Annotated in this window: 16 protein-coding genes, 1 pseudogene and 1 riboswitch; all 17 genes and pseudogenes read right to left on the minus strand. The window is 39.3% G+C overall.

The window, feature by feature from the left end; genetic code table 11:
* Positions 1-85 precede the first annotated feature (85 nt).
* A riboswitch (cyclic di-GMP riboswitch) is annotated at positions 86-170 on the minus strand.
* A 359-nt stretch (positions 171-529) separates the two neighbouring features.
* Positions 530-1,309, minus strand: a pseudogene (locus tag ACFO3D_RS07040) (Cof-type HAD-IIB family hydrolase).
* A gap of 45 nt (positions 1,310-1,354) precedes the next feature.
* Complete coding sequence (locus tag ACFO3D_RS07045) at positions 1,355-2,218, minus strand: FAD-dependent oxidoreductase (protein ID WP_390294203.1); 864 nt, start codon at positions 2,216-2,218, stop codon at positions 1,355-1,357.
* A gap of 343 nt (positions 2,219-2,561) precedes the next feature.
* Complete coding sequence (locus tag ACFO3D_RS07050; RefSeq protein WP_390294205.1) at positions 2,562-6,092, minus strand: FIMAH domain-containing protein; 3,531 nt, start codon at positions 6,090-6,092, stop codon at positions 2,562-2,564.
* Positions 6,093-6,368: 276 nt separating this feature from the next.
* Complete coding sequence (locus tag ACFO3D_RS07055; protein ID WP_390294207.1) at positions 6,369-7,178, minus strand: MBL fold metallo-hydrolase; 810 nt, start codon at positions 7,176-7,178, stop codon at positions 6,369-6,371.
* Positions 7,179-7,205: 27 nt separating this feature from the next.
* Positions 7,206-8,303: a GNAT family N-acetyltransferase gene (locus tag ACFO3D_RS07060; RefSeq protein WP_390294209.1), complete on the minus strand. Its 1,098-nt coding sequence runs from the start codon at positions 8,301-8,303 to the stop codon at positions 7,206-7,208.
* Positions 8,304-8,310: 7 nt separating this feature from the next.
* Complete coding sequence (gene nagA, locus ACFO3D_RS07065) at positions 8,311-9,456, minus strand: N-acetylglucosamine-6-phosphate deacetylase (protein WP_390294211.1); 1,146 nt, start codon at positions 9,454-9,456, stop codon at positions 8,311-8,313.
* Between the two features lie 21 nt (positions 9,457-9,477).
* Positions 9,478-10,347 (minus strand): ROK family protein, encoded by an 870-nt coding sequence (locus ACFO3D_RS07070; protein WP_390294213.1) that lies wholly within the window; start codon positions 10,345-10,347, stop codon positions 9,478-9,480.
* A gap of 48 nt (positions 10,348-10,395) precedes the next feature.
* Positions 10,396-11,370 carry a Gfo/Idh/MocA family protein gene (locus tag ACFO3D_RS07075; RefSeq protein ID WP_390294214.1) on the minus strand — a complete coding sequence of 325 codons (975 nt, stop codon included), beginning with the start codon at positions 11,368-11,370 and terminating at the stop codon, positions 10,396-10,398.
* Positions 11,370-12,071 (minus strand): hypothetical protein, encoded by a 702-nt coding sequence (locus tag ACFO3D_RS07080; RefSeq protein WP_390294216.1) that lies wholly within the window; start codon positions 12,069-12,071, stop codon positions 11,370-11,372. The genes ACFO3D_RS07075 and ACFO3D_RS07080 overlap by 1 nt, the downstream gene beginning before the upstream one ends.
* 11 nt (positions 12,072-12,082) lie before the next feature.
* Positions 12,083-12,925, minus strand: coding sequence for a sugar phosphate isomerase/epimerase family protein (locus ACFO3D_RS07085; protein WP_390294218.1), 843 nt, complete (start codon positions 12,923-12,925; stop codon positions 12,083-12,085).
* A complete protein-coding gene (locus ACFO3D_RS07090; RefSeq protein ID WP_390294220.1) occupies positions 12,915-13,910 on the minus strand; it encodes an acetylxylan esterase in 996 nt (331 codons plus the stop codon). Before ACFO3D_RS07090 ends, ACFO3D_RS07085 begins: the two co-directional genes overlap by 11 nt.
* Positions 13,911-13,924: 14 nt before the next feature.
* Positions 13,925-15,478, minus strand: a complete 1,554-nt coding sequence (locus ACFO3D_RS07095) for an FAD-dependent oxidoreductase (protein WP_390295478.1) — start codon at positions 15,476-15,478, stop codon at positions 13,925-13,927.
* A 9-nt stretch (positions 15,479-15,487) separates the two neighbouring features.
* Positions 15,488-16,540 carry a Gfo/Idh/MocA family protein gene (locus ACFO3D_RS07100; RefSeq protein ID WP_390294222.1) on the minus strand — a complete coding sequence of 351 codons (1,053 nt, stop codon included), beginning with the start codon at positions 16,538-16,540 and terminating at the stop codon, positions 15,488-15,490.
* Positions 16,541-16,566: 26 nt separating this feature from the next.
* Positions 16,567-17,622, minus strand: a complete 1,056-nt coding sequence (locus tag ACFO3D_RS07105; protein ID WP_390294224.1) for a Gfo/Idh/MocA family protein — start codon at positions 17,620-17,622, stop codon at positions 16,567-16,569.
* 12 nt (positions 17,623-17,634) lie between these two features.
* Positions 17,635-18,639 (minus strand): zinc-dependent alcohol dehydrogenase, encoded by a 1,005-nt coding sequence (locus tag ACFO3D_RS07110; protein WP_390294226.1) that lies wholly within the window; start codon positions 18,637-18,639, stop codon positions 17,635-17,637.
* A 40-nt stretch (positions 18,640-18,679) separates the two neighbouring features.
* Positions 18,680-19,735: a dihydrodipicolinate synthase family protein gene (locus ACFO3D_RS07115; protein ID WP_390294228.1), complete on the minus strand. Its 1,056-nt coding sequence runs from the start codon at positions 19,733-19,735 to the stop codon at positions 18,680-18,682.
* Positions 19,736-20,752 (minus strand): NAD-dependent epimerase/dehydratase family protein, encoded by a 1,017-nt coding sequence (locus ACFO3D_RS07120; RefSeq protein ID WP_390294230.1) that lies wholly within the window; start codon positions 20,750-20,752, stop codon positions 19,736-19,738.
* Positions 20,753-20,992: the final 240 nt, after the last annotated feature.

Here is a 20,992-nt window from a genome sequence, read left to right on the forward strand (position 1 = left end):
CGTTTCTATCGTCTATTTGATTTGCAATATATTTTGATGAGAAAACCAAAAAGACCTTGCATGCATGCAAAGCCCCGCTAATCTTTCTAGCAACCCGGCGGTCATTACCAAAAGGTATTAGACCCGTAGCTTTGCGTCATCGCCTTTCGACGATTTTGCCCGAATAAATATTAGTTGGTTTATGTATGTAAAATGACCCATAGATGCCTTTTTCAAAATATTGCACTTAATTATTCATCGGTAATTCTATGAAAAAGTTAACCTTTCGGACTATTTTATATCCATATTTTGCTGTTTTTAAGTCTTTTTACCTAGATATATAGTGGATATTTTTTCTTACTAAATTAGTGCTACGGGTGTGCATGAAAATAGGCCAGATAAAAGTTTAATCCCTCTATGTAAATTATTAGTTTTGATAACCTAATAAGAGACACGGTAGATGTTCTACATTTAAATACCAAGTTTCAATAGGAACTTTTTGGCTACTACCACAATCACCATAAAAAAAAAGAGACCCAACAAGTCTCTTTTATTTCACCAATCCAATCATCTTCAGCCCGTACAACAACCCATCGTCGTGAACGTCTTTGGTCACCATTTTGGCCGCGTGTTTAACTATATCAGGCGCGTTTCCCATGGCCACACTATTCTTTACTGCACGAAGCATTTTAATATCATTCAACCCATCGCCGAAAGCATAAACATCATTATTGGATAGGCCTAAATAAGCAACCATTCTCTCAATCCCTGCAGCTTTGGACCCTCCAGATGGAAGAACATCGACGGAGTTTTCATGCCAGCGAATAAAATCTAGCTGTTTGAACCGCTCGCCATATTCCCGGTCATCATCTGGGGAAAAGAGCAGAACTTGGTAGACCGTGCCGCCATCTTTGTAAAACTCAGGGGCGTATTATACAGGTACATCAACCCGCAGTGACTCAATCGCCACTTTCATCCGGTCATCGTTCGTGACATTCGCATACCAGTCGTCCTGGTTTACATACACAAGGGGATGGCCTCGTTCGGCAGCATACGCTTCAAGCTGTTCGAGCACTTCCGTTAACAGTGGATTCTGATAAACTGCCTTACCCTGGTGGACTACGTATTGTCCGTTCAGGCTGACATAAGTATCAATGCCCAGCTCCTCCATGAGAGTTCGAAAGGTGAAAGGAGAACGCCCGGTTGCAATCGCGACTATGTGTCCCTCTTCTTTAAGCCTGGCAACTGCCTCCCTCGTAGAGTCAGGAAGCTTTTTTTCGTCATCAAGCAATGTCCCGTCAATATCAAAGAAAATAAGCTTTTTGTTCATAGTTTCCTCCAATTGGCCATCACGTCAACATGATGGCCAACCTTATTAATTAAAATGTATTCCTTTTTCCATCCAAGCACTTCCTGCCTCAAATAATGATTCTGATACAGTTGGATGTGGGAATACCATGCTTTCAATTTCTTCAACGGTTCCTTCCAGGTGCATGAAGGCTGTCGCTTGGCTGATCATTTCCGTTACATGAGAACCAACCATAACGACACCAAGTATTTCACCGTATTTTTCTTCGGCGATGATTTTCATAAAACCACTTGTTTCGCCAGCCGCGATTGCTTTACCATTTGCCGCGATATCCACTTTCTTTGTTTTCACGCGATACCCCTGTTGTTTTGCCTGTTCCTCGGTGATTCCGACACTGGCAATCTCAGGGAACGTGTAAACACCACGTGGGATAATTGCTTCTTTATTAACTGTTTTACCCAAAATGTGGTCGACAGCTTTAAGTCCTTCATCACTCGCTGCATGTGCCAGCTGAAACCCACCGATCAAATCACCCACAGCGTACACGCCTTCGAGTGAAGTACGCATATTGCCATCGACTTTGACAAAGCGACCGTCGAAATCAACAGGTAGGTCCTCGATGCCAGTCAGATTAGGGGTCCTTCCAACAGCGACAAGAACGCTGTCCGTTTCCAGTGTTTCATTTTCGCCGTTTTTTTCCATTGTCACAAGTGTACGGCCATTTTCAGAAGCAGCAAATTCAGTTATCTTGGCGCTGGTATGGAACGTGATTCCCTTTTTGCCAAGCTCACGTGAAAGATATTCCGATGCATCAGGATCTTCATTGGCCAAAATACGGTCAGCCATTTCGACGACCTCGACTTTGGTATCCAAACTGTTGAAGATACATGCGATCTCAAGTCCAATCACTCCGCCACCGACAATAACCATACTTTATTGCCCAGGTCATCACCAGAAGTGCTGGCCTGTTCAACAATTTCTTTCTCGTATTTTTCATCTTTGTTCTTTCTCGGTTGGTAAGGTTTGTGTAGATACTGAAGTGCGTTTCTTCATCAGTTACAACACCCTCTACATAGACGTCGTCAATCAGTTCCCATTCTTTCGTGTCTTCATTAAGTTAATAGATTTTTACATTATCAATACTCTCTGCTAGAATCCACTTTTGCAATGATGCTAAGGCGATAACGATTGCGTATAACTAATTGGCGGTAGTTGCATAATAAAAGAGCAAGCAATATAAAATTGCTTACTCTCTTATCAGAAATCTTCCTAGCTAGTCTTTTAAAAAAGAATCTTTAATAGACTCTGCATTATTTTCAAGAATAGTTTTTAAGTCTTCTTCAGTATCACTATTCTCAAGGTGCTTCAGGTAATCATTTAAATGCTTAATAGCCTGATCTGTATTGCCTTTCTTATAATGATGCTTCGCTTGCTCAAGTCGATTCACAAGCTGTTGAGACAATGAATGTTCAATCTGCTGTGTTGTTTCAAGTTCTTTTACTTGAGCAGCTAATGATGATGGACTGACTATGACGTTTATGGTAATTTTATTCGAAGTAATTTCCTCACCATTATAGGAGACTTTTGTCTCTATCTCAGTACTTCCTGCATTTATAGCTGTAATTTTACCATCATCAACAGTCGCAACTTGTGGAGAACTGTTTATCCATTCAACGTCTGCACCATCTAGGTTAACGGTATTTCCGTTTGCAAGTGTGACTGATAGATCCAGGTTAGTTGTTTCACCTTGGAGAAGTGTTTGATCTTCTGTTGTAATGGATGCATCCTCTAATGGAACAGGCATTTTATATAAATTCTCTCCATTGGCGTAGTAGATGTTCCCTTCACTGTCCAGATCCATTAAGTTAACTGTATCTCCAATTATTTGTTTAGTCATCATGGTTTCCGGATCTATTACGGTTAGCTTACGTCCTGCTGTCGTATAGAGTAATCCTTGGTCATCCCATCGCATGAAGAATGGGCGCCATGAACTTCCTCTGTGGACACCTGAATATAGCTCCGTACTTTTGATAATTTCCTTTGTAGCTGGATCCATTGCAAAGATTACTGTATTAGCAATCCCTTCCTTATCATAGCCCCAGGCGGTTCCCCATAGGTTTTTATCGGGACCAATGGATAGTTCTCCAATCATTTCAGGGGTTTCTAGTCCATCTACATTTAATTCAAATACTTTACTTTCCTTGTTATTTGTATCATAGGCAAACATTTTTGCTTCCGTCGCTGTTGGATCGATTCCTAATCCACCTGTAATAGTGGAACCACCATATACAATTCCTTCTTGATATGCCAGTCCAATAATACTTTGATTCTGGATGATGTTACGCATACTGTTCCATTCATCGGTTTTGGAGTCATATATGGTTAAAGAACCGCCAAGCTTCCCGTAGTCTGAAATCGTTCCAACAAATAGTTTGTTATCACCTGATGCAAAGGTGAAAGGTCTGCTCTGTTCGTCCCCGATATCGTATACCATTTCAGGGTTATCGCCCTCACCACCGTCGGAATATTGATATGGAAGGTCCGTATCGTATTTGTAGATGCGGGCACCCCCGTAAGTCCCCATATATACATCTCCATTGAGGAAACCAATTCCTTCAATTTGATGTGGATCTCGTTCACGTACGATATATTCTTCCTTAGAGGTATCGAACACTCCCATTGATCCTTGGTATCCCCCCATATATACGTTGTCATCTTGGCCTATTTCTAAACTTTGAATGTTTAGCCCTTGCTTTTCGACTTCTGGATAGCTTATTTCAACTTTATTTGTCTGTGGATTATAAACTGAGTATTCGATTTGATGGTGCAGAATCGAAAGAACTTTTGTTCCATCTTCGTTCGTAGTCCATTCCATTGCTTTCGACGATGAAGCAGGCAACTTTATGCGCGGTTCCACGGGCTTTGCTTCATCAGTATCTAAATCATACGTCCATAACTCGCTTGTACGTTTGTCTCTAAAATATACAATACTTTCGTCATAAGGAGAAGGAGATGAAATCAAGCCGTCGTACGTATGTTCATCTTCCCAGTTCATTTCGTTTAATAATTCACCAGTTGAAGCATCTATAGTTAGAAGAGATGTTCCATAGGCAACAAACAGCTTTCCGCCATACTCCCAAATGTTCGAAACTGACGTTTGTGTGCCGGTAATAGGTAATTCAACCTCTTTCTTTTCCCCTGTTTCACGGTTCATTTGATATAAATATGCTGTCGTGCCGATTCCTACATAAACATTTTTCTCAGTCACACCCAGCCCTCTTGCATATTTTTGTCCCTCATGGAAGGTTCCCAGGTCTGTGAATTCATCTGTTTCTATATCGTACTGGAACACTTTAGCATTCGGATAGGTTGCCCCATAGATTTTACCATCTTCAGCAGACTCTAATTCCCAGACCCAATCATCGGATGGGTTTTTCCCTATTTGCTCAATTCTTTGTTCATCAACCAGGTACCGATATAATATACCATCATAGGTCCCAGAAAAATAAACATTACCGTCGGATCCAACTGTCATTCCCCATACTACATCGCTACCCGGCAATGCCTGAGAAAAAATCTTTTCTCCAGTTTTGGCATCAGCAGCATAGAACGTTGCTGGGGAACCGTTCGTAGCATAGTAAACTTCTTTGTCACCGATTGCTGCACCTTGTGTCTTTGCCGCCAAAGCAGCAGGACCCATGTTAATAGGATCACCATATTCAAAAGGCAGGTTCAGTTGTTTTTTAACAGTTAATTTAAAGTCATCATAATAAACTGAACTTGTTCCTGCCACACCAGCATATAAGAAAATTTTAGCTGACACTGCATCTGCAGGAGCTTTTGCTTCAGTAGTGATATCTATCCATTCATTCGCTGGTTTCTCATAACCCGCTCGATAACTGCCTACTTCTTTTCCAGCGCCATCATAATACTTCATGTAGAGACTAATACTTCCTGAATTGATATAAGCTTTCCCCGATAGTGTATAGACTCTATTTGAATCTATCTCTACGGCCTGACTGTATAAGCCAACCGATGCTCCGGATGTCTCATCTGTTATCTTTACACTTTGATGCCCATCATAGACCTGTTCTTCACTAAGAGAAATCGATGTTCCATCCCGGGGTGAGGCTGGGTACATGTCCCAATCTGGTATCGTTCCATCACCAGAATTTTCTTCAAAGCTAGGATTCCCCAGATCTAATGCATCCACCGATGACTTTTCTAATAATTGGATGTCATCATAATAACCTTTCGTTTTCGTATTAGATGTTTGGTAAATGAAAATTTTAACTTCAGTCGCCTTTGGTGGGGCAACAGCTTCGGCGGTTACATTTTGCCATTCTTCAAGTGAAAGATCTTCAAAGTATTTGGCGTTATTTTGAATAATTTCACCTTCATCATTGAGCCATCGTAACCATATACCCGGGTTTCCTTCCAACAGTTCTTCCACGTATATCTGAGCTGACATCCGATACGTATTACCCGCTTCTACTTTAATTGCTTGACTAAAAAGACCAACTACACCACTATTATCAACCCTAAGACTTTGATCACCTTCAAAAGCGAAATCATTCGTTATGCTCATGCCTTCTTTATGGCCTCCGCTCCAATAATCCCAGGAAGGCAAATCACTTTCTGAATTTGTTGCGGCTTCAAAATCTCCATTTTCGACTTGTAATTGTTTCCACGCTTCATTAGTTTCAGCAGCTGAAGCACTGTTAAATAGGGAAGGTGGAAATAGGGAAAAAACCAGAAGCATTGAAAGCACAATAGAAAATGCGCACAAACAAGTTTTATACATTATTAATCTCCTTTCAAGTGTTTAGAAGAAACTATTCCCCCTTTTTATAGTTACTCCTATTTAAATTTCTGCTGTGCTCTTCCAATCTCCTTTAATCTAAATATTTATACTCTATTAAAAGACTTAAGTAAGTACTAAAGAACTAGTTAGCCTAATTTATCAGATCTTTTAATGGATTACAGGCATAGTAAAAGGCTGTCTCAAAAGGTCCTATTAAACCTTATTGAGACAGCCTTATATTTTTAGTGACTGTATAGATTAGTCTTTTTTCTCCCCTCAAATCTTTATCTCCATCCCATCATATGCTACGTCAATTCCAAATGGAACGAGCAATGATTCTAAATCATTATGTAACAATCCACTGTTATGAGAAAAATGTGTTGCTACAACTTTTGATTTTTCATGAAGCATACCCATCTTAACAAATTTTGTTTTCATTTCCTTAACCGCCTCGATATTCATGTGAATAGTCTTTTCATCTTTTAGTCCATTTGTGCAATCCATAATAGCCACGTCCAATACACGTTTAGACAACCAATTAAATGTTTCCTCAGGGTAGACCCCTGAATCGTGACCATACAGACAAGTCTCACCGTTTTTTTCAATAAAATAGATAAAACTATTCTCATCCGGTTTGTGATCCGCAGGGAGAGGTGTAATTAATTTACCGCCAACCTCATAAGTAGTAAAAGATTGAAATGGAATAATATTAAAGCTCTCACTCTCATTCTCAAATATGTCGTTACAACGCTGAACTACTCTTTCGTTCCCATATATATTAAGAACATCACCATAGTTTTTTGCAAAATTAGGTGTACGCATTCTAATATCTTCCGGGTAAAAATGATCGTGGTGTGTATGGGTAACAATTAAATGTTCAAACTCTGAAATCGCATCTCCAGCGCGCAGTACATGCATAAAGGTATCTGGAGGGAAATCAATCTTCAAGTTATCATCTATTAATGCTGACGTACGTGTTCGAATGTTTTTTCCACCTAATCTTTTTGCCTTCTCGCAATGTTTACATCGGCAAAAAATAGCAGGAAATCCTTCAGCTGCAGCACTACCAAGCAAACGAATATTCATTTTTATTCCACCTCATTTAAATGTAGTTCACACATAAAACATCCCTATCGTACTCGGTAACGGAACTGGGAACAGTGATTGCATCTCACCTAATTCAGCATCATCCTGAAAATCAAACAAGAATTTCACTAGTTCTTCAGGCGACAAAGTGATTTTGGACTCATTATAGTTTAAGGTAACATTTGAATTGTCAGTGTTATAAATCTTAAGACTTTTAGCCAGCCCTGGGTTCTTCTTCACCAGGTAGGGCTTAAGCTGTTCTATCAATCTCTCAGCATCAACAATATTTATTGTTCCACCATTTTGCTCCAACTCGAATGGAAGATCGTTTAACTCGTCATTCAGAGAGTCCTGCCATGGGACTGCTATCTCTATTTCCGAAACTACTTTCTTCTTCAGCAGTTCCATAAATATCGCACGCAATGATGCAGTATTACCTCCCCAATCCGTCACGATAGCTCGTTTCGCAGCACTATTCTCATCCACACCTAACACCACATAACCTTCAACAACTCCATCATTCTCAGCAACGTACAATGTTTGTTTCATCATAAAAATACTTGCATAGCCACTTGCATCGAATAGCATAGACCATTCCCATATGCTGCTTTTGTACTTAACTTCCTTAGCTTGTATTAAATCGTCAATTAGGAAAACATCGGCGCTAGACCCTTCCCTGATTGACCCTTCATATTTACTTTCAATTGAAACCTTATCAATTTTATACTTGTTCACCCTCCCGAAGTGATAGCAATGATTCCGTTTATACAATCCACGGTCACCAGACACAAACAATAGTGATGATTTAGCCTGGTCAATGAAATCATAGACTTCTTTTAAAATGGCTGTTGATATCCCCTGTTTCCGGTAATCTGTATGTGTACAAACTGATCCAATGGAAAACGTGTTCAGTTCTGCTTCACCAACCTGCATTTTTGATGGGACTACTCCAATAAAACTTATTAAACGCTCTCCATCAAAAGCACCAAATGATTGGCTCAGTTGTTTAGAAAAAACCTGTGGGAAGGCTTCTCCCATTGATGTATGCTCCTCTTTTCGGAATGTCTGATCTGACAGCTGTATTGCTTGTTTTAATTCATTTGCTTGGAGTCGACGAATTTCCACTTTCCGTTTAACCCCTTTCATAAACAACATTACCTTTTATAATCGTTTTCTTTACATTTAATTCACTGTCCAGTATAACTAGATCCGCTTGATGCCCTGCTTTGACTTTACCTCTGTATTCCAATTCACCTATAGAGTTAAGAGGTGCCTGGGTTGCCATATAAATTGCTTCTTCAATTGGAATATTACAATGTTCCACAACATATTTTATCCCTTTATCCAGCGTTAGAGCGCTCCCTGCTAATTTGCCATTCTCCAAGGTTACTTCATTTCCTTTTTTCCTGATATTTTTATTCCGGAAATAATAACCCCCATCAGATAACTCGTTATAGCCAGTGCAATCAGATATAAGAACCATACAATCGTGACCTTTCACTTTGTATAAAAGTTCTATAATCTTTGGGTCAATATGAATCCCATCCGTAATAATTTCACAGATTAACTCATCATAGTATAATGCAGCCGCAGCAGTACCGGGAGTGCGATGGTGTAATGGACTCATCGCATTAAACGTATGCGTTACTTTCTTTAGGCCATAATCTATTGCAAGTCCAATTTCCTCCATGGTTGCATTTGAATGACCTGCTGATGTATAAATACCCTGTGAAACTAAATATTCCAGTATCAAGTAATCTTCTAATTCTTCAGGTGCTAACGTAATGATAGAAATTATATCTGAGAAAGGAGTGATGACATCGTTAACGTCGACCCATGTCAACTGACGGATGCTTGACTTACTTTGGGCACCACAATAGATGGTGCTTATCCAGGGACCTTCCATGTGAACACCTAATAATTGTGACCCAACAGGTTTGCTATGCTTGAAGGATTTGGCAGCTTCAAGGAATTGTTTTGTGTCTGGAATTGGAGCTGTCCTTGAGGTTGCCAAAAATGAAGTAACACCATAGTGCGGCAATAGATTTGCAATTTTTTCAAATGCTTCCTCATTGTCCATAAAATCAAACCCATTAACTCCGTGAATATGAATATCAGTAAATCCGGGACAAATAAAACCACTCGCGACCTCATAGAATATGACGTCGCTATAACGTTTTTCATTTCCGACATATGTAACCTTGTCCCCTACTATTTCTACAAACTTATCTTTTAATATATTTCCTTCCGTTATTACATCGCCCTTTAAGTAATACATCTCATTTCCACACTCTTTTCACTACATTTGTTTTACTAATGAATTAGCGCCAATCATACTCGCATTATTTTTTAAATGTGCCTGTTGCAAATTTATCGGTATGGAAGATGTGGAGGCTATTTTTTCTACTAATTCATCCCACCAATACGTACTGGAATCTATCACCCCACCTCCAATAACAACCATTTCTGGATCAAACATGTATTGAAGATTGATAATTCCGATTGACAGGTATTCTAAATATTCTTTAACAATTTGTTTGCATGGCTCCTTTTCTGCACCCTTCGCAAATACATCTTGAGGACGGTAGTCTTTCAAGTAGGGATTCTTGGAAATCATTCGTTCCAATGCTTTTCCTGAAGCGTACACTTCCCAACAGCCTTTTCTCCCACATCCACACGGTAAGCCTTTAGGGACAATTGTCATGTGTCCAATTTCTCCCCCGTATCCGCTACGTCCATGAACCAATTCATTATTGTGAATAATTCCACCGCCAATTCCTGTACCGATTGTTACACAAATAAAACTCCGAACAGTTTTCGCAGCTCCTATAGCCCCTTCAGCAACTGCCCCACTATTAGCATCGTTATCTACAACAACAGGCACATGAAATGCTTTTTCCAGCATTTTGCCTAAAGGAACATCCACCAATGAGGGCAGGTTAGCGGCACTGGTTATTATTCCATTCTGATAGTCAACAATCCCTGCTGTTGCAACACCGATACCTTGGATATCATTTTCTTGAACCATGTCGATTATCGTTTTAATCATACTTTCCGCAATCAGTTCTTTTGGGGTTTTTATTTCTTGTACTTTAAAAGGTTGACCATCTTCCTCAAACATTCCAAATTTAATTTTAGTCCCGCCTATATCGATTCCAATCGTGTACATAACAACCCCCCTAGAAAAGTGGACACCTGATTTAGGTGCCCGCCTTGATTAAACGTTTACAGCCAATTTTTTATCACTTGATTTATATGCTGCTAATGCTACTTCCAGGGCTTTTAAACCGTCCATTCCAGTGATAGATGGTTCTCTGCCCTGTTCCAGACATTCAACAAAGTCCTGAATTAATCCGAAATCCATATCGTTACCATAAAAAACATGACTTAATGACTTCGCACCGCTAGTAAACAGTCTAAAGTGCTCTTTAAAAGCATCAACTTTAACTGTTTGCTTTGTACCAATCACTTCAATTGTTGCATCACCCCATATCGGGTATTCTGAAAATCGTGACCAGCTTGCATCATGTGTGGCAATAACACCATTTTCAAATTCCAATGTAAGAATGCCGGCATCATCTATGTCAATATCATGAAAATAAGAGTCCACGATTGCATGTACTTCGGTAATTTCCTTACCCAAATACCAGCGCATAATATCAACCATATGCACCGTATGATCTAAAACCGCACCGCCACCTGATTGCTCTTTATCAATAAACCAGCCACCCGGATTTTGACCTCGATTTGTTGTACGAAGAGCAACAATATTACCTAGTTCATCGTCATCAATCATTTTTTTGAGCTGTTTGATCGGGGAGCTAAACCGTACCGGGAACGCTATTTGCAAAGTCACACCATGTTCTTCGCAGCTTTTAATCATTTTTTCTGCATCTTCTACAGTCGTTGCGATTGGCTTTTCACATAAAATATGTTTGTTGGCTTTTGCTGCATTTAATACCATTTCTTTATGACGAATATTTTCACTGCAAATAACTACGGCATCCATCTCCATAGCTAGAAAGGTTTCCTGATCATCAAAATGTTTTGTACTATATTTTCCAGCCACTTCCTTTCCTCTCTGCAGGTCGTCGTCAAAGATCCCAACTAACTCTACATTGGGCAATTTCATTAGACTATCCGCATAGCTATATGCGTGCATGTGCGCGAAACTCATCATTCCAATCTTCATTAATCAGCACCTCCATTTATAAGCTGGCAGTACTTGTTCAACCGTTTGATTAAAACCGAATCAGCATTACGGGCAGTATTCAGAATTGAATCTACTGAGTAAGCTAACGGAAGGTTGGTATTGCTACTTGGATCAATTGGTGCCATTTCCTGACTATTGAACTCAATAATATTTTTTATCCCGCTCCACTCAAGTTCAATCCGTTCAGCATCATTGCCGAATGTATACTCCATATGCGCCATTGTACCTTCGCCGAAATTCACCGTAACAATCATATGATAAGGAGTAACAGTATGATTTGTATGCTTCACTTTAACAGCTTCTGGCTCACCAAGTAATGAAGCTATAATGAACAAATCACCAACTGCTAACGATGTTGTTTCATCTTTCCCTACGATTCTCCTAAACCGGAAGACTCCCTTGGGCTTATCCTGTTTTTGAATGTTTTCTTTCACCTTTTGGAAAAATGGATATATTTCCAGGTCGAAGAAAACATATACACCCGCTGCTGCACTTCCATTATCAAGTAAATCCGACGGAACAAACACGTTGTGACCTTTATTTAGTTCAGCTTCAGGATACGTATCAGAAGAAGATAGTAAAACCGTTTCATCTGTCAAATGGTCAGTCGATTCCACTACTTTTAATGATGTTGTTCGCAAATCTATATTTTCAAGGTCAGCAAATACAATATTCCCCAATATCGTCCCTCCTACTTCAGTAAATTCCTCAGGCGATTAACCGCTTCTTCATTCGCAACCTTAGCATCATCTTTACCTTCATATTCAATCGAAAGCCATCCCTGATAGTCAGATTCTTTTAACCCCTGAACAATATAGGATAGATTTACCTGTCCATCTCCCGGAACCGTACCAATTAATTCAACACCTTGTGCAGAACGGAATCCTTTAATTGTTTCGGATGGGTCCTTTTCACGAAAGTCCTTAAAATGTACGTGTACAATCTTATCTTTCAATCGATCGAATGCATGCTGCGGTTCTTCATGTACTAATAAAAAATTTCCTGTATCAAATGTGGACTTAACGTATTGACTATCTACCTTATAAATAATTTCCTCAACTTGTTCACTTTTTCCGGCTAATAATCCATGGTTTTCAATTGCTAAATAAACCTGTTCCTTCTCAGCAGTTTCAGCACATTGCTTCAAGCCATCCACAATCCAGCCCTGACCATCCGCATACGTTAGGTCATCATGTAAGTCCCCACAAAATACGCGGATAATATTGGTGTTCAACTGTTTTGCCACCTGAATAGCATCTTTTATTTTCTTAACTTCTTTAGCACGATCGTCACTTGATTCTTTTACAAAATTATTGGTAACGTCATAAGCGGAAACCTTTAAATTATTTTTCTTCAATGCGTCTGTTACCTGTGCAAGCTCGTTACTTATATCATCTTTGTTTTCCCAAAAAATATCGAGTAACTCAACACCATCCAATGAAATACTGTTGGCATAGTTAATAAAATCAAGCGTCGACCAGTTTTCCTTTTTGATTGTTGAAGCTAAACTGTACATGCTTACACTAATATTCATAAATATCCTCCTTGTTTTCCAATTGTTTCATCAAAAATTCCAGCTTTTTTTCATCGTGAAACGGATTAAGTTCATGGGTGAATTGCGGGTATATTTCAATCATTTTATTTGTGGACCGAATATGATTGAAGGCCGCAAACACAGTCGATGGCGGTGTAATGGCATCCTCTAATCCCGCTGCCATCAATACAGGGCAAGTAATCGTTTCACAGAAATGCAAACTATCAATATAACTCAATGTCTCCATAACCTGGCTATGAGTTTTATATTGTGGGTCATTCCATTTAAAATAGTTTACTATTTCCATATACGGACCGGACAGCGCTACATCTAATGCCCGCCTGAAATGTGCCAGGAACGGCCAATCAGCCAGCACAAAATCCACTTCCCTATCCAAGCCTGCTGTACTAAGCGCTAATCCGCCCCCCTGTGAGGAACCCATAACGCCTAGCTTAGTTTGATGGACGGGGGAGTCTTCGGACCTGATCCACTTTAATTGCATTAGAATATCCTTGTATACATTCGTATAGTAATAGTTTTCATGACTATGAATCCCTTGTAACATCCACCCGGGAATCCTACTTCCATTCTGATATTTTCCAAAGTCAGGTGAAGTTCCCTGACCGCGAACATCAAATACGTAGACTGCAAATCCAAGAGACGTCCATTTTAAGTGGTCAACGGGCAGCCCACAACTTCCTGTATATCCAGGAAAACAAACGATTACCGGACAAGCCTTAGTGGCTTTTGGTGTAACTAGAATCCCATTTAGCGGCGTTTCATCCCAGCTCTTAAACGTAATATCTACTACATCTATAGTTGGAACAGGATATACCCTCGGTTCAAATGTTACTTGTGGCTGAATGTCATTCATTTTATTACTTTGCTCAAACCAAAACGAATCAAAATTGTCTGGTTTATCTACTAATTCCGGACGATAATCTCGCAACTTATCAAGTGGAAAATCTCCTATATGTCTCCCCATAGTAGGTCACCTCATTATTCCTGGTAAAATTCCTTGGGCCATTCAAGCTCAAATCCGCTCTCGCGTAACTCATTCTGAAATTCAGCAAGTAACTGACTGTCTTCACGAACTGCTTTCGGCTTTGTATTCTTTCTGATACAAAATGCCACCAATGCTCCACACGCTTCACCAATATTCCACTCCACTGGATGAAGACGATAGCAACCATTTGTTATGTGAGTAGCACCAATATTTTTACATCCTGCCAATAGGTTATCTGCATCTTTAGGGATAAGCGCACCTAATGGTATGTGAAATGGGAGCGCTTTTATATCAAGATATGTTTTTCCTGCCATACTTGGATGCAGGTCAATACTATATGAACCGATTCCAACACTATCCTCATATTTTTTCCCTGTATGGCCGTCATTAAAATCTGGGGAAACATCTTGCTCTGTTACGGTATATTCTGCCTTTATTCTTCTTGACTCTCTAATATACGGAGCTTTTGCTAATCCATCTTCTGTGCCAAAAATGTCTTTTCGAAGTCTTAATCCAGGATAACCCTTTCCACCATCAGATCTTGGTGCCTCGGTTTGCAGCCAGTATAAAAGGGATAAACTCAGCTCTTTACCCTGGTGCAAATTCTTTTCTTTGTCTGACTCAGGAACATCGTATACATTGCCTAGAAAATAATCGTTTTGCGGCCAGTTCATTAATGAAATATCCCCCGTTTTGAAAGGAGTCTCGTATTGATTATTATCAAATATCCGGCGATACTCCCATAACGGAAATCCAGTCTCTTCACGGAATAATGTATATTGACGCTTTTCTTTTGTAATTGGGTGTGGTGCAAAAAAGCTAAGTAATTTATCCGGCCAAATAGGTGGGTGAAACTCCTTCCAGAAACCATACATTTCTGGTTCCGGAATAATATGGTCTTCCCCATCCCGATATTCCATACCTAAAACATATGTGAACGCCTGAATATCATGCGGATTTGCTATTTCTAATGCATGCGGTTCGTCTGTATCGGCCTTTGCTTCTGCACCAGTTACGTACTCCATTCCAGACAAAGGCAATACGTCCCCTACTTCAGTGGCATCAATAAAGAATGGTGCAGTAAAATGTTCCTTTGTACCCGTCTGCGCATGTTCAAACTCCATCTCATGTATGGTTCGGCAGACTTTTTTTACGGATGTAACCTTGGTGTTTAACACTATTGTTAGTTGGTTCGTCAGTACATAAGGCATTAACATTTCATTTAAAACGTGCAAAGTAACACGTGGATCATGGCAAATATTACTCACTAGTCCATTTCCAGGGTTTAATATGTTTTCATCCGACTTAACAGCCATATTTCTTGAATAGACTTCTCTTACTCTGTTGCGGTAATCACGGTATCTCTTTGTTGAACCAAATTCCTCTATCCACTTATGTTCATCAGGTGGCACACCTTGTGATGTCACCTGACCTCCAATCCATTCTGTTTCTTCTGTTAACAGTACCTTTATTCCTTTTGAACAAGCGGAAAGTGCTGCTGCACAGCCACCTAATCCGCCTCCGACGATTACAAGTTCCGGGTTCATGCCGTTCACTTACAAGTAAATCTCCTTGCCAGTTTTCGCTGATTCATATACAGCATTGAGCATTTTCATCACTTGAACACCATCTTCTACCGGAGCAATCGTTTCCTTACCATCTTTACAGCATTCAACAAAATGATTTATCTCGTTAACAAAAGCCTTATGAACATCAAATTTAAGCGTATCCAGCTGTGGTGTAACGTTCAAAATTGTATTATGCTTCTCAGTCACTAAAGCTAGTTCAGGCTCAATTTCGGCTCCGCCTTTATCTCCGTACAACTTGACATTTACATCATCTTTTTTTGCCTGCAAGGTAAAGCTAAGATCTACAAAAAGGGATGCGCCATTTTCGAACCGGATTAATGCATTGGTTAAATCCTCTACATCATTCAATGTCGGATCATAATCAGCAGCCTTGTAGAATGATAGATTTTCAATGTGGCTGCGATTTCCTAACTTTGAATATGTATTACCACTAACTGAAATCGGACGTGGTTTTCCCATTAAGTACCAGCAAATATCAATCATGTGTACACCTAAATCGATTAGTGGACCACCGCCTGATTTTGAAATGTCACTAAACCAGCCACCAGGATTACCAAGTCTTCTTAAACAAGAAGCCTTAGCATAATAGATTTCGCCTAATTCACCATTATCGATAAATGTTTTTAGTAGCTTATTATTATCACCATGCCGTCTGACGAATCCAACCTGTAGAACCTTTCCAGATTTTTCGACTGCATCTTCTATAGCTAAAGCTTCTTTTGTAGTCATACTTAACGGTTTCTCCACTAATACATGCTTACCAGCTTCCAACACTGCAATAGCAATTTCTGCATGGCTGTTATTCCACGTACAAATACTGACAGCATCGATTTCTTTGTTCTGCAATAGTTGCTGGTAGTCGCTGTACAATTGGGTAACGCCATATAATGCACCTTTTTCATTAAGACGTTTTTGATTAACATCACACAATGCAACTAATTCTGCGTCCTCATTTTCGAGATACGGCTTAATATGAAATTCAGATATCGATCCTATCCCAATTACTCCAACCTTCAACATTTTACAAGCCCCTTTCTACTAAATCTTTAATTGTAATTGACTTCCTTATTCAGATTAGATGAATCGTAAATTGCGTGAATCATTTTCAAAACCTCATATCCATCATTGCCATCAATTAAAGGGGTGGTTTTAGTTCGAACACAATCAATGAAGTGTTCAATTTCGGCCTTGAACAGAGCGTTATTTTCATATATTGGATTTGTTTTACTGAGTAATCCATCTTCCTCCTTAAAAATAGTAAGTGGTGATAACGTTGCACCGCCTTTATCTCCCAGTAATTCGATATCAATATTACCGTCCTGTTCACCATTCATAGCCCAGGCAACTTCCAGTGATAATACCGAACCATTTTTAAACCGGATCCAAGCCGAAGCAAAATCCTCTACATCAAATAATTGTTCGACATTTAATTGTTTATTCTTAGATTCCCAGCTTGCAGTATACTTCGTTTGATAATTCCCTAATCCAGCAAGTGTTTTTCCAGTAACAGATTGTACCTCGGGGTTTCCCATAAGCCACCATGCCAAATCAAGGGCATGGACGCCGATGTCCATCATCGCACCCCCACCAGCTAATGCTTTATTCGTAAACCATCCTTTTGGCGTACCCCTGCGTCTAAACAGCTTGGCTTTTGCGTAATAGATATTTCCGAACGCCTCTTGTTCAGCATATTCTTTTAAAATACTGACATCACGACGGAAACGATGGGGCATTCCAACCATCGTCAATACGTTTCTTGCCTCAGCAAACTCCAAGTATTCTTTTACATTCTGTAAATCAGTGCCTATTGGCTTTTCCATAAATACATGTATTCCCTTTTCCGCCGCCAGTTTAGCAAGCTTAATATGGGTTTGATTCGGCGTGCAGATCATGACTGCATCCACCTTCACTTGTTTAAACATCTCTTCCATATCCTGAAAAAAATGAGGGACTTGATATTTTTCAGCGATAGTTTGTGCTCTGTTTCTATCCAAATCCACCACTGCAGCTATAGTTGCATTTTCTGTATCATTTAAATGAGGGATATGACTGGTTTCTGCAATAGCACCCAGTCCAATTATTCCTATGTTTATATTTTTCATTTCGTCAACACCTTATTTCAAAAAATTTATTACCTTTGTTAGCATTGTTGACTTTTTATTCACTAAATCATTAAATGCATCAGATACATCACTAAAGTTAACTTCTTCTTTGATAAATGAACTTACATTAATTCGTTTTTCGCTAACTAACCTAATATACTCTTCTATGTTTCTACCTTCTGTCCACCGGACGAATCCATACGGATAATCAATAGCTTGTGCTTCATAAGTCTTGTCATACCGCCCGGGGCCTCCTGCTCTGGAAATTAGAATCTTTGCTTCTTTACTGAACATCAAATGCCTTGGGAAATCTGGCTCGATATCACCTACAATAACAACTTTCCCTTTATTTCTAACCCATTCCAGACTTTGTGCTGTCAGCGGTGATCGTTTTCCGCCTGCACATAAAAGAACAGCATCTGCACCATTATTATTTGTACTGCTTTTTATGTCATTTTCCATCTCTTTTACAGTAGAAAATGACTTTATATTCGTTTCTTCTTTTAACATAGCTGCTCGCTCTTCATGAAGATCATATGTAATAACGTTATAAGCAGCAGCGTCTGCAATTTTGGCAATCATTTGACCAAGTAATCCTAATCCAACAACTGCAACTGTTTCGCCAAACTGCAGGTTCGCAGTCCGAAGTGCATGTATGGCGATTGCACCAATACCAGCCAAAGCCGCTTCCTTATGTTCAACATTTGGCGGTACTTTTGTATAAAGCGTTTTAGGAACTAATAAATACTCTGAATGCTGAACATATGGCGCGCCGTAAACGGCAACAAAATCCCCTTTATTCACATCTGTTATATCACTGCCGCATTCTTCGACAACTCCCATCGCACTATAGCCCAACGTTATTTGTTTATCTGTACTGTTTTCTATGATTGATAACTCTGTACCTGGTGAAATAATCGAGTACATTGTCTTTATTAATAAATAGGAAGGTTTTACTGTAGGTGAATCATCCTCAACTATTTCAACGGTTCTGTTGTTTGCAATAACCTTTTGCATAATTAGTATGCTCCTTCCATGAATCTCTTTCATCCAACCATTAGTTATCCAGCCATTTCATAAGATTCTTTTCGACGAATTCGTCATCATGTAAATGCGGATATTCTGAATATACACGGTTTATTTCATCCAACTGATTAGGACCTAACTCCTCTTTCTCAAGTAAACACCAACGGCCTTTTAGCAGGCCTTGCCTGGCTAACACTTCGTTAATCCCTGCAATACAGCCTTTAAATTGATTGTTAGCATCAAAAAAGGCAGCATTTGCATCCGTTACTTCCTGTGCAAGCGTTAATAACTGACGTGGTATATAATCGTCATTCTGAACCTTTTTTACATCATTAAATAGTTCTACTGCTTTCTTTGTCCATACGGACCAGTGCCCAAGTAAACCACCTACAATATTCTTTTCTATCCTCTTCCCTTCAACGTTTATCTTGTAAGTCGTTAATAAGTCATTTAAGATATTGTCGTCATTTCCAGTATATAAAGCAATCTCTTCATTCCTTTTTGAATTACATACTGCCCTTGCCACATCTAAAGATAGATAACGATTAAATGGAGCAATTTTAATCGCATGCACGTTAGGAATATCGGCAAACCTTCTCCAGAAATCATACGTAAGGACTCTTCCACCCACAGATGGCTGCAGGTAAAACCCAAAAACAGGTATGATTTCAGCTACCTTTTTCGTTCTCTCCAGTAATTCTTCTTCTGAGAGATTCTGTAGTCCGCCCATGCTTAACAATCCAAGATCGTAACCGGCTTCTTTAATAAATTCCGCCTCTTTAACAGCCTGATCTGCAGGACCGCAAATTCCCGCAATTTTAATAAATGAATCCGGTACTTGTGCCTTTTCCATCTCTTCGATTGCGAGTGTTAAAACTTCTTCAAATAAATTGAATCTAGGGTCACGAATTTCGAATTGAGTTGTATGTACCCCAACAGCCAGCCCCCCTACGCCGGCATCAATATAATACCGGGTAAGTGCTCTTTGACTCGTTTCATCAAGCTCCCGGCCCTCTGTTAATGCTAATGGATGGGCTGGAATAAATGCGCCTTCATGTAAGTATCTTTTAACGGCTGGTTTTAACATTTAAAATGCTCCTTGTCGCTCTTGGAAGTGAGTTGGTTTGTCATATGTAGAACCATCATGCATTAACCAATCTGCCGTCATATCAATCATCTGTTGTATGGTTACTTTTGGATAGCCAAATAATTTGTGTGCTTGGGAAGCATTATTTAATAATGCTGTAGGTTGTTCCTCGTTAGAAAAACGGGCGTCTTTATTAAAGCGTTTGGCAAACTCTTCAGCAAGCCAGCGAACTGAAACGGTTTCCGGACCAGTTACATTTAATACTTTTGATGGGGCTTCCGTATGTAATAATGACCGAATGGCATATTCATTTGCATCGCCTTGCCAAATCACATTAACATTTCCCATTGTCAGATCGATGGTTTTCCCGTTATATACCTGTCTTGCAATTTCAAGTAAAACACCATACCTGAGATCAATTGCATAATTAAGTCTGAATAAAAGCATCGGCGTCTGATTCTTGTGTGAGAAATGGGTAAGCACACGCTCTCTCCCTAAACAGGATTGGGCATATTCACCAACTGGATTAACAGGTGTGTCCTCGGAACAATTACTGCTTAAAACATTTACGAATGGATATACATTTCCAGTTGAAAATGCCACAATGCGTGAATTAGCGAATTTTTCAGCTAGTCTCCCAGGTAAGTATGCATTCATAGCCCAAGTGAAATGTTCGTTTCCAACAGTCCCGAACTTATTCCCGGCCATATAAATGACATTTTTAACATTTGGGAGTGACTGTAAATCGGACTCATTTAACAAGTCAGCTGAGATTGTTTCGATACCAAAGTCTTCTAGCTCCTTTTTTAATGTACCTGATGAAAACCTTGATACACCAATTACCTTTTTATTTAAACCTCCGTCATTAATAGCTCTTTTAGTCATTTTTGCCATTGAAGGTCCCATTTTTCCGCCAATTCCTAAAATCATAATATCGCCTTCCAATTTTGAAAGGTTTTCTATTAACTCTGGGGATGGCTTTGTCATAAATTCTTCAAGTTCTGCAACCGTTCTCATTTAACCACTCCTACCTATTTATTTTTATTCTATTCTAACTTCATCTCGATTGAAATTTCAGATATTTATTTATATTTTATGGACGATTTTATTAAAAGACAAGTCTTGAACGTGTCTTTATATACGACTCTGAAATATCAATAACTAATTGATTTTTGACAATTCCAACTATAAAAAGTATTATAAATGGAAACGTTACTAAAAGACATGTCTATACACTAGTCTTTTAAGGAGATGATA

The sequence above is a fragment of the Virgibacillus kekensis genome (genome assembly GCF_042654125.1).
Lineage (GTDB): Bacteria > Bacillota > Bacilli > Bacillales > Amphibacillaceae > Lentibacillus > Lentibacillus kekensis.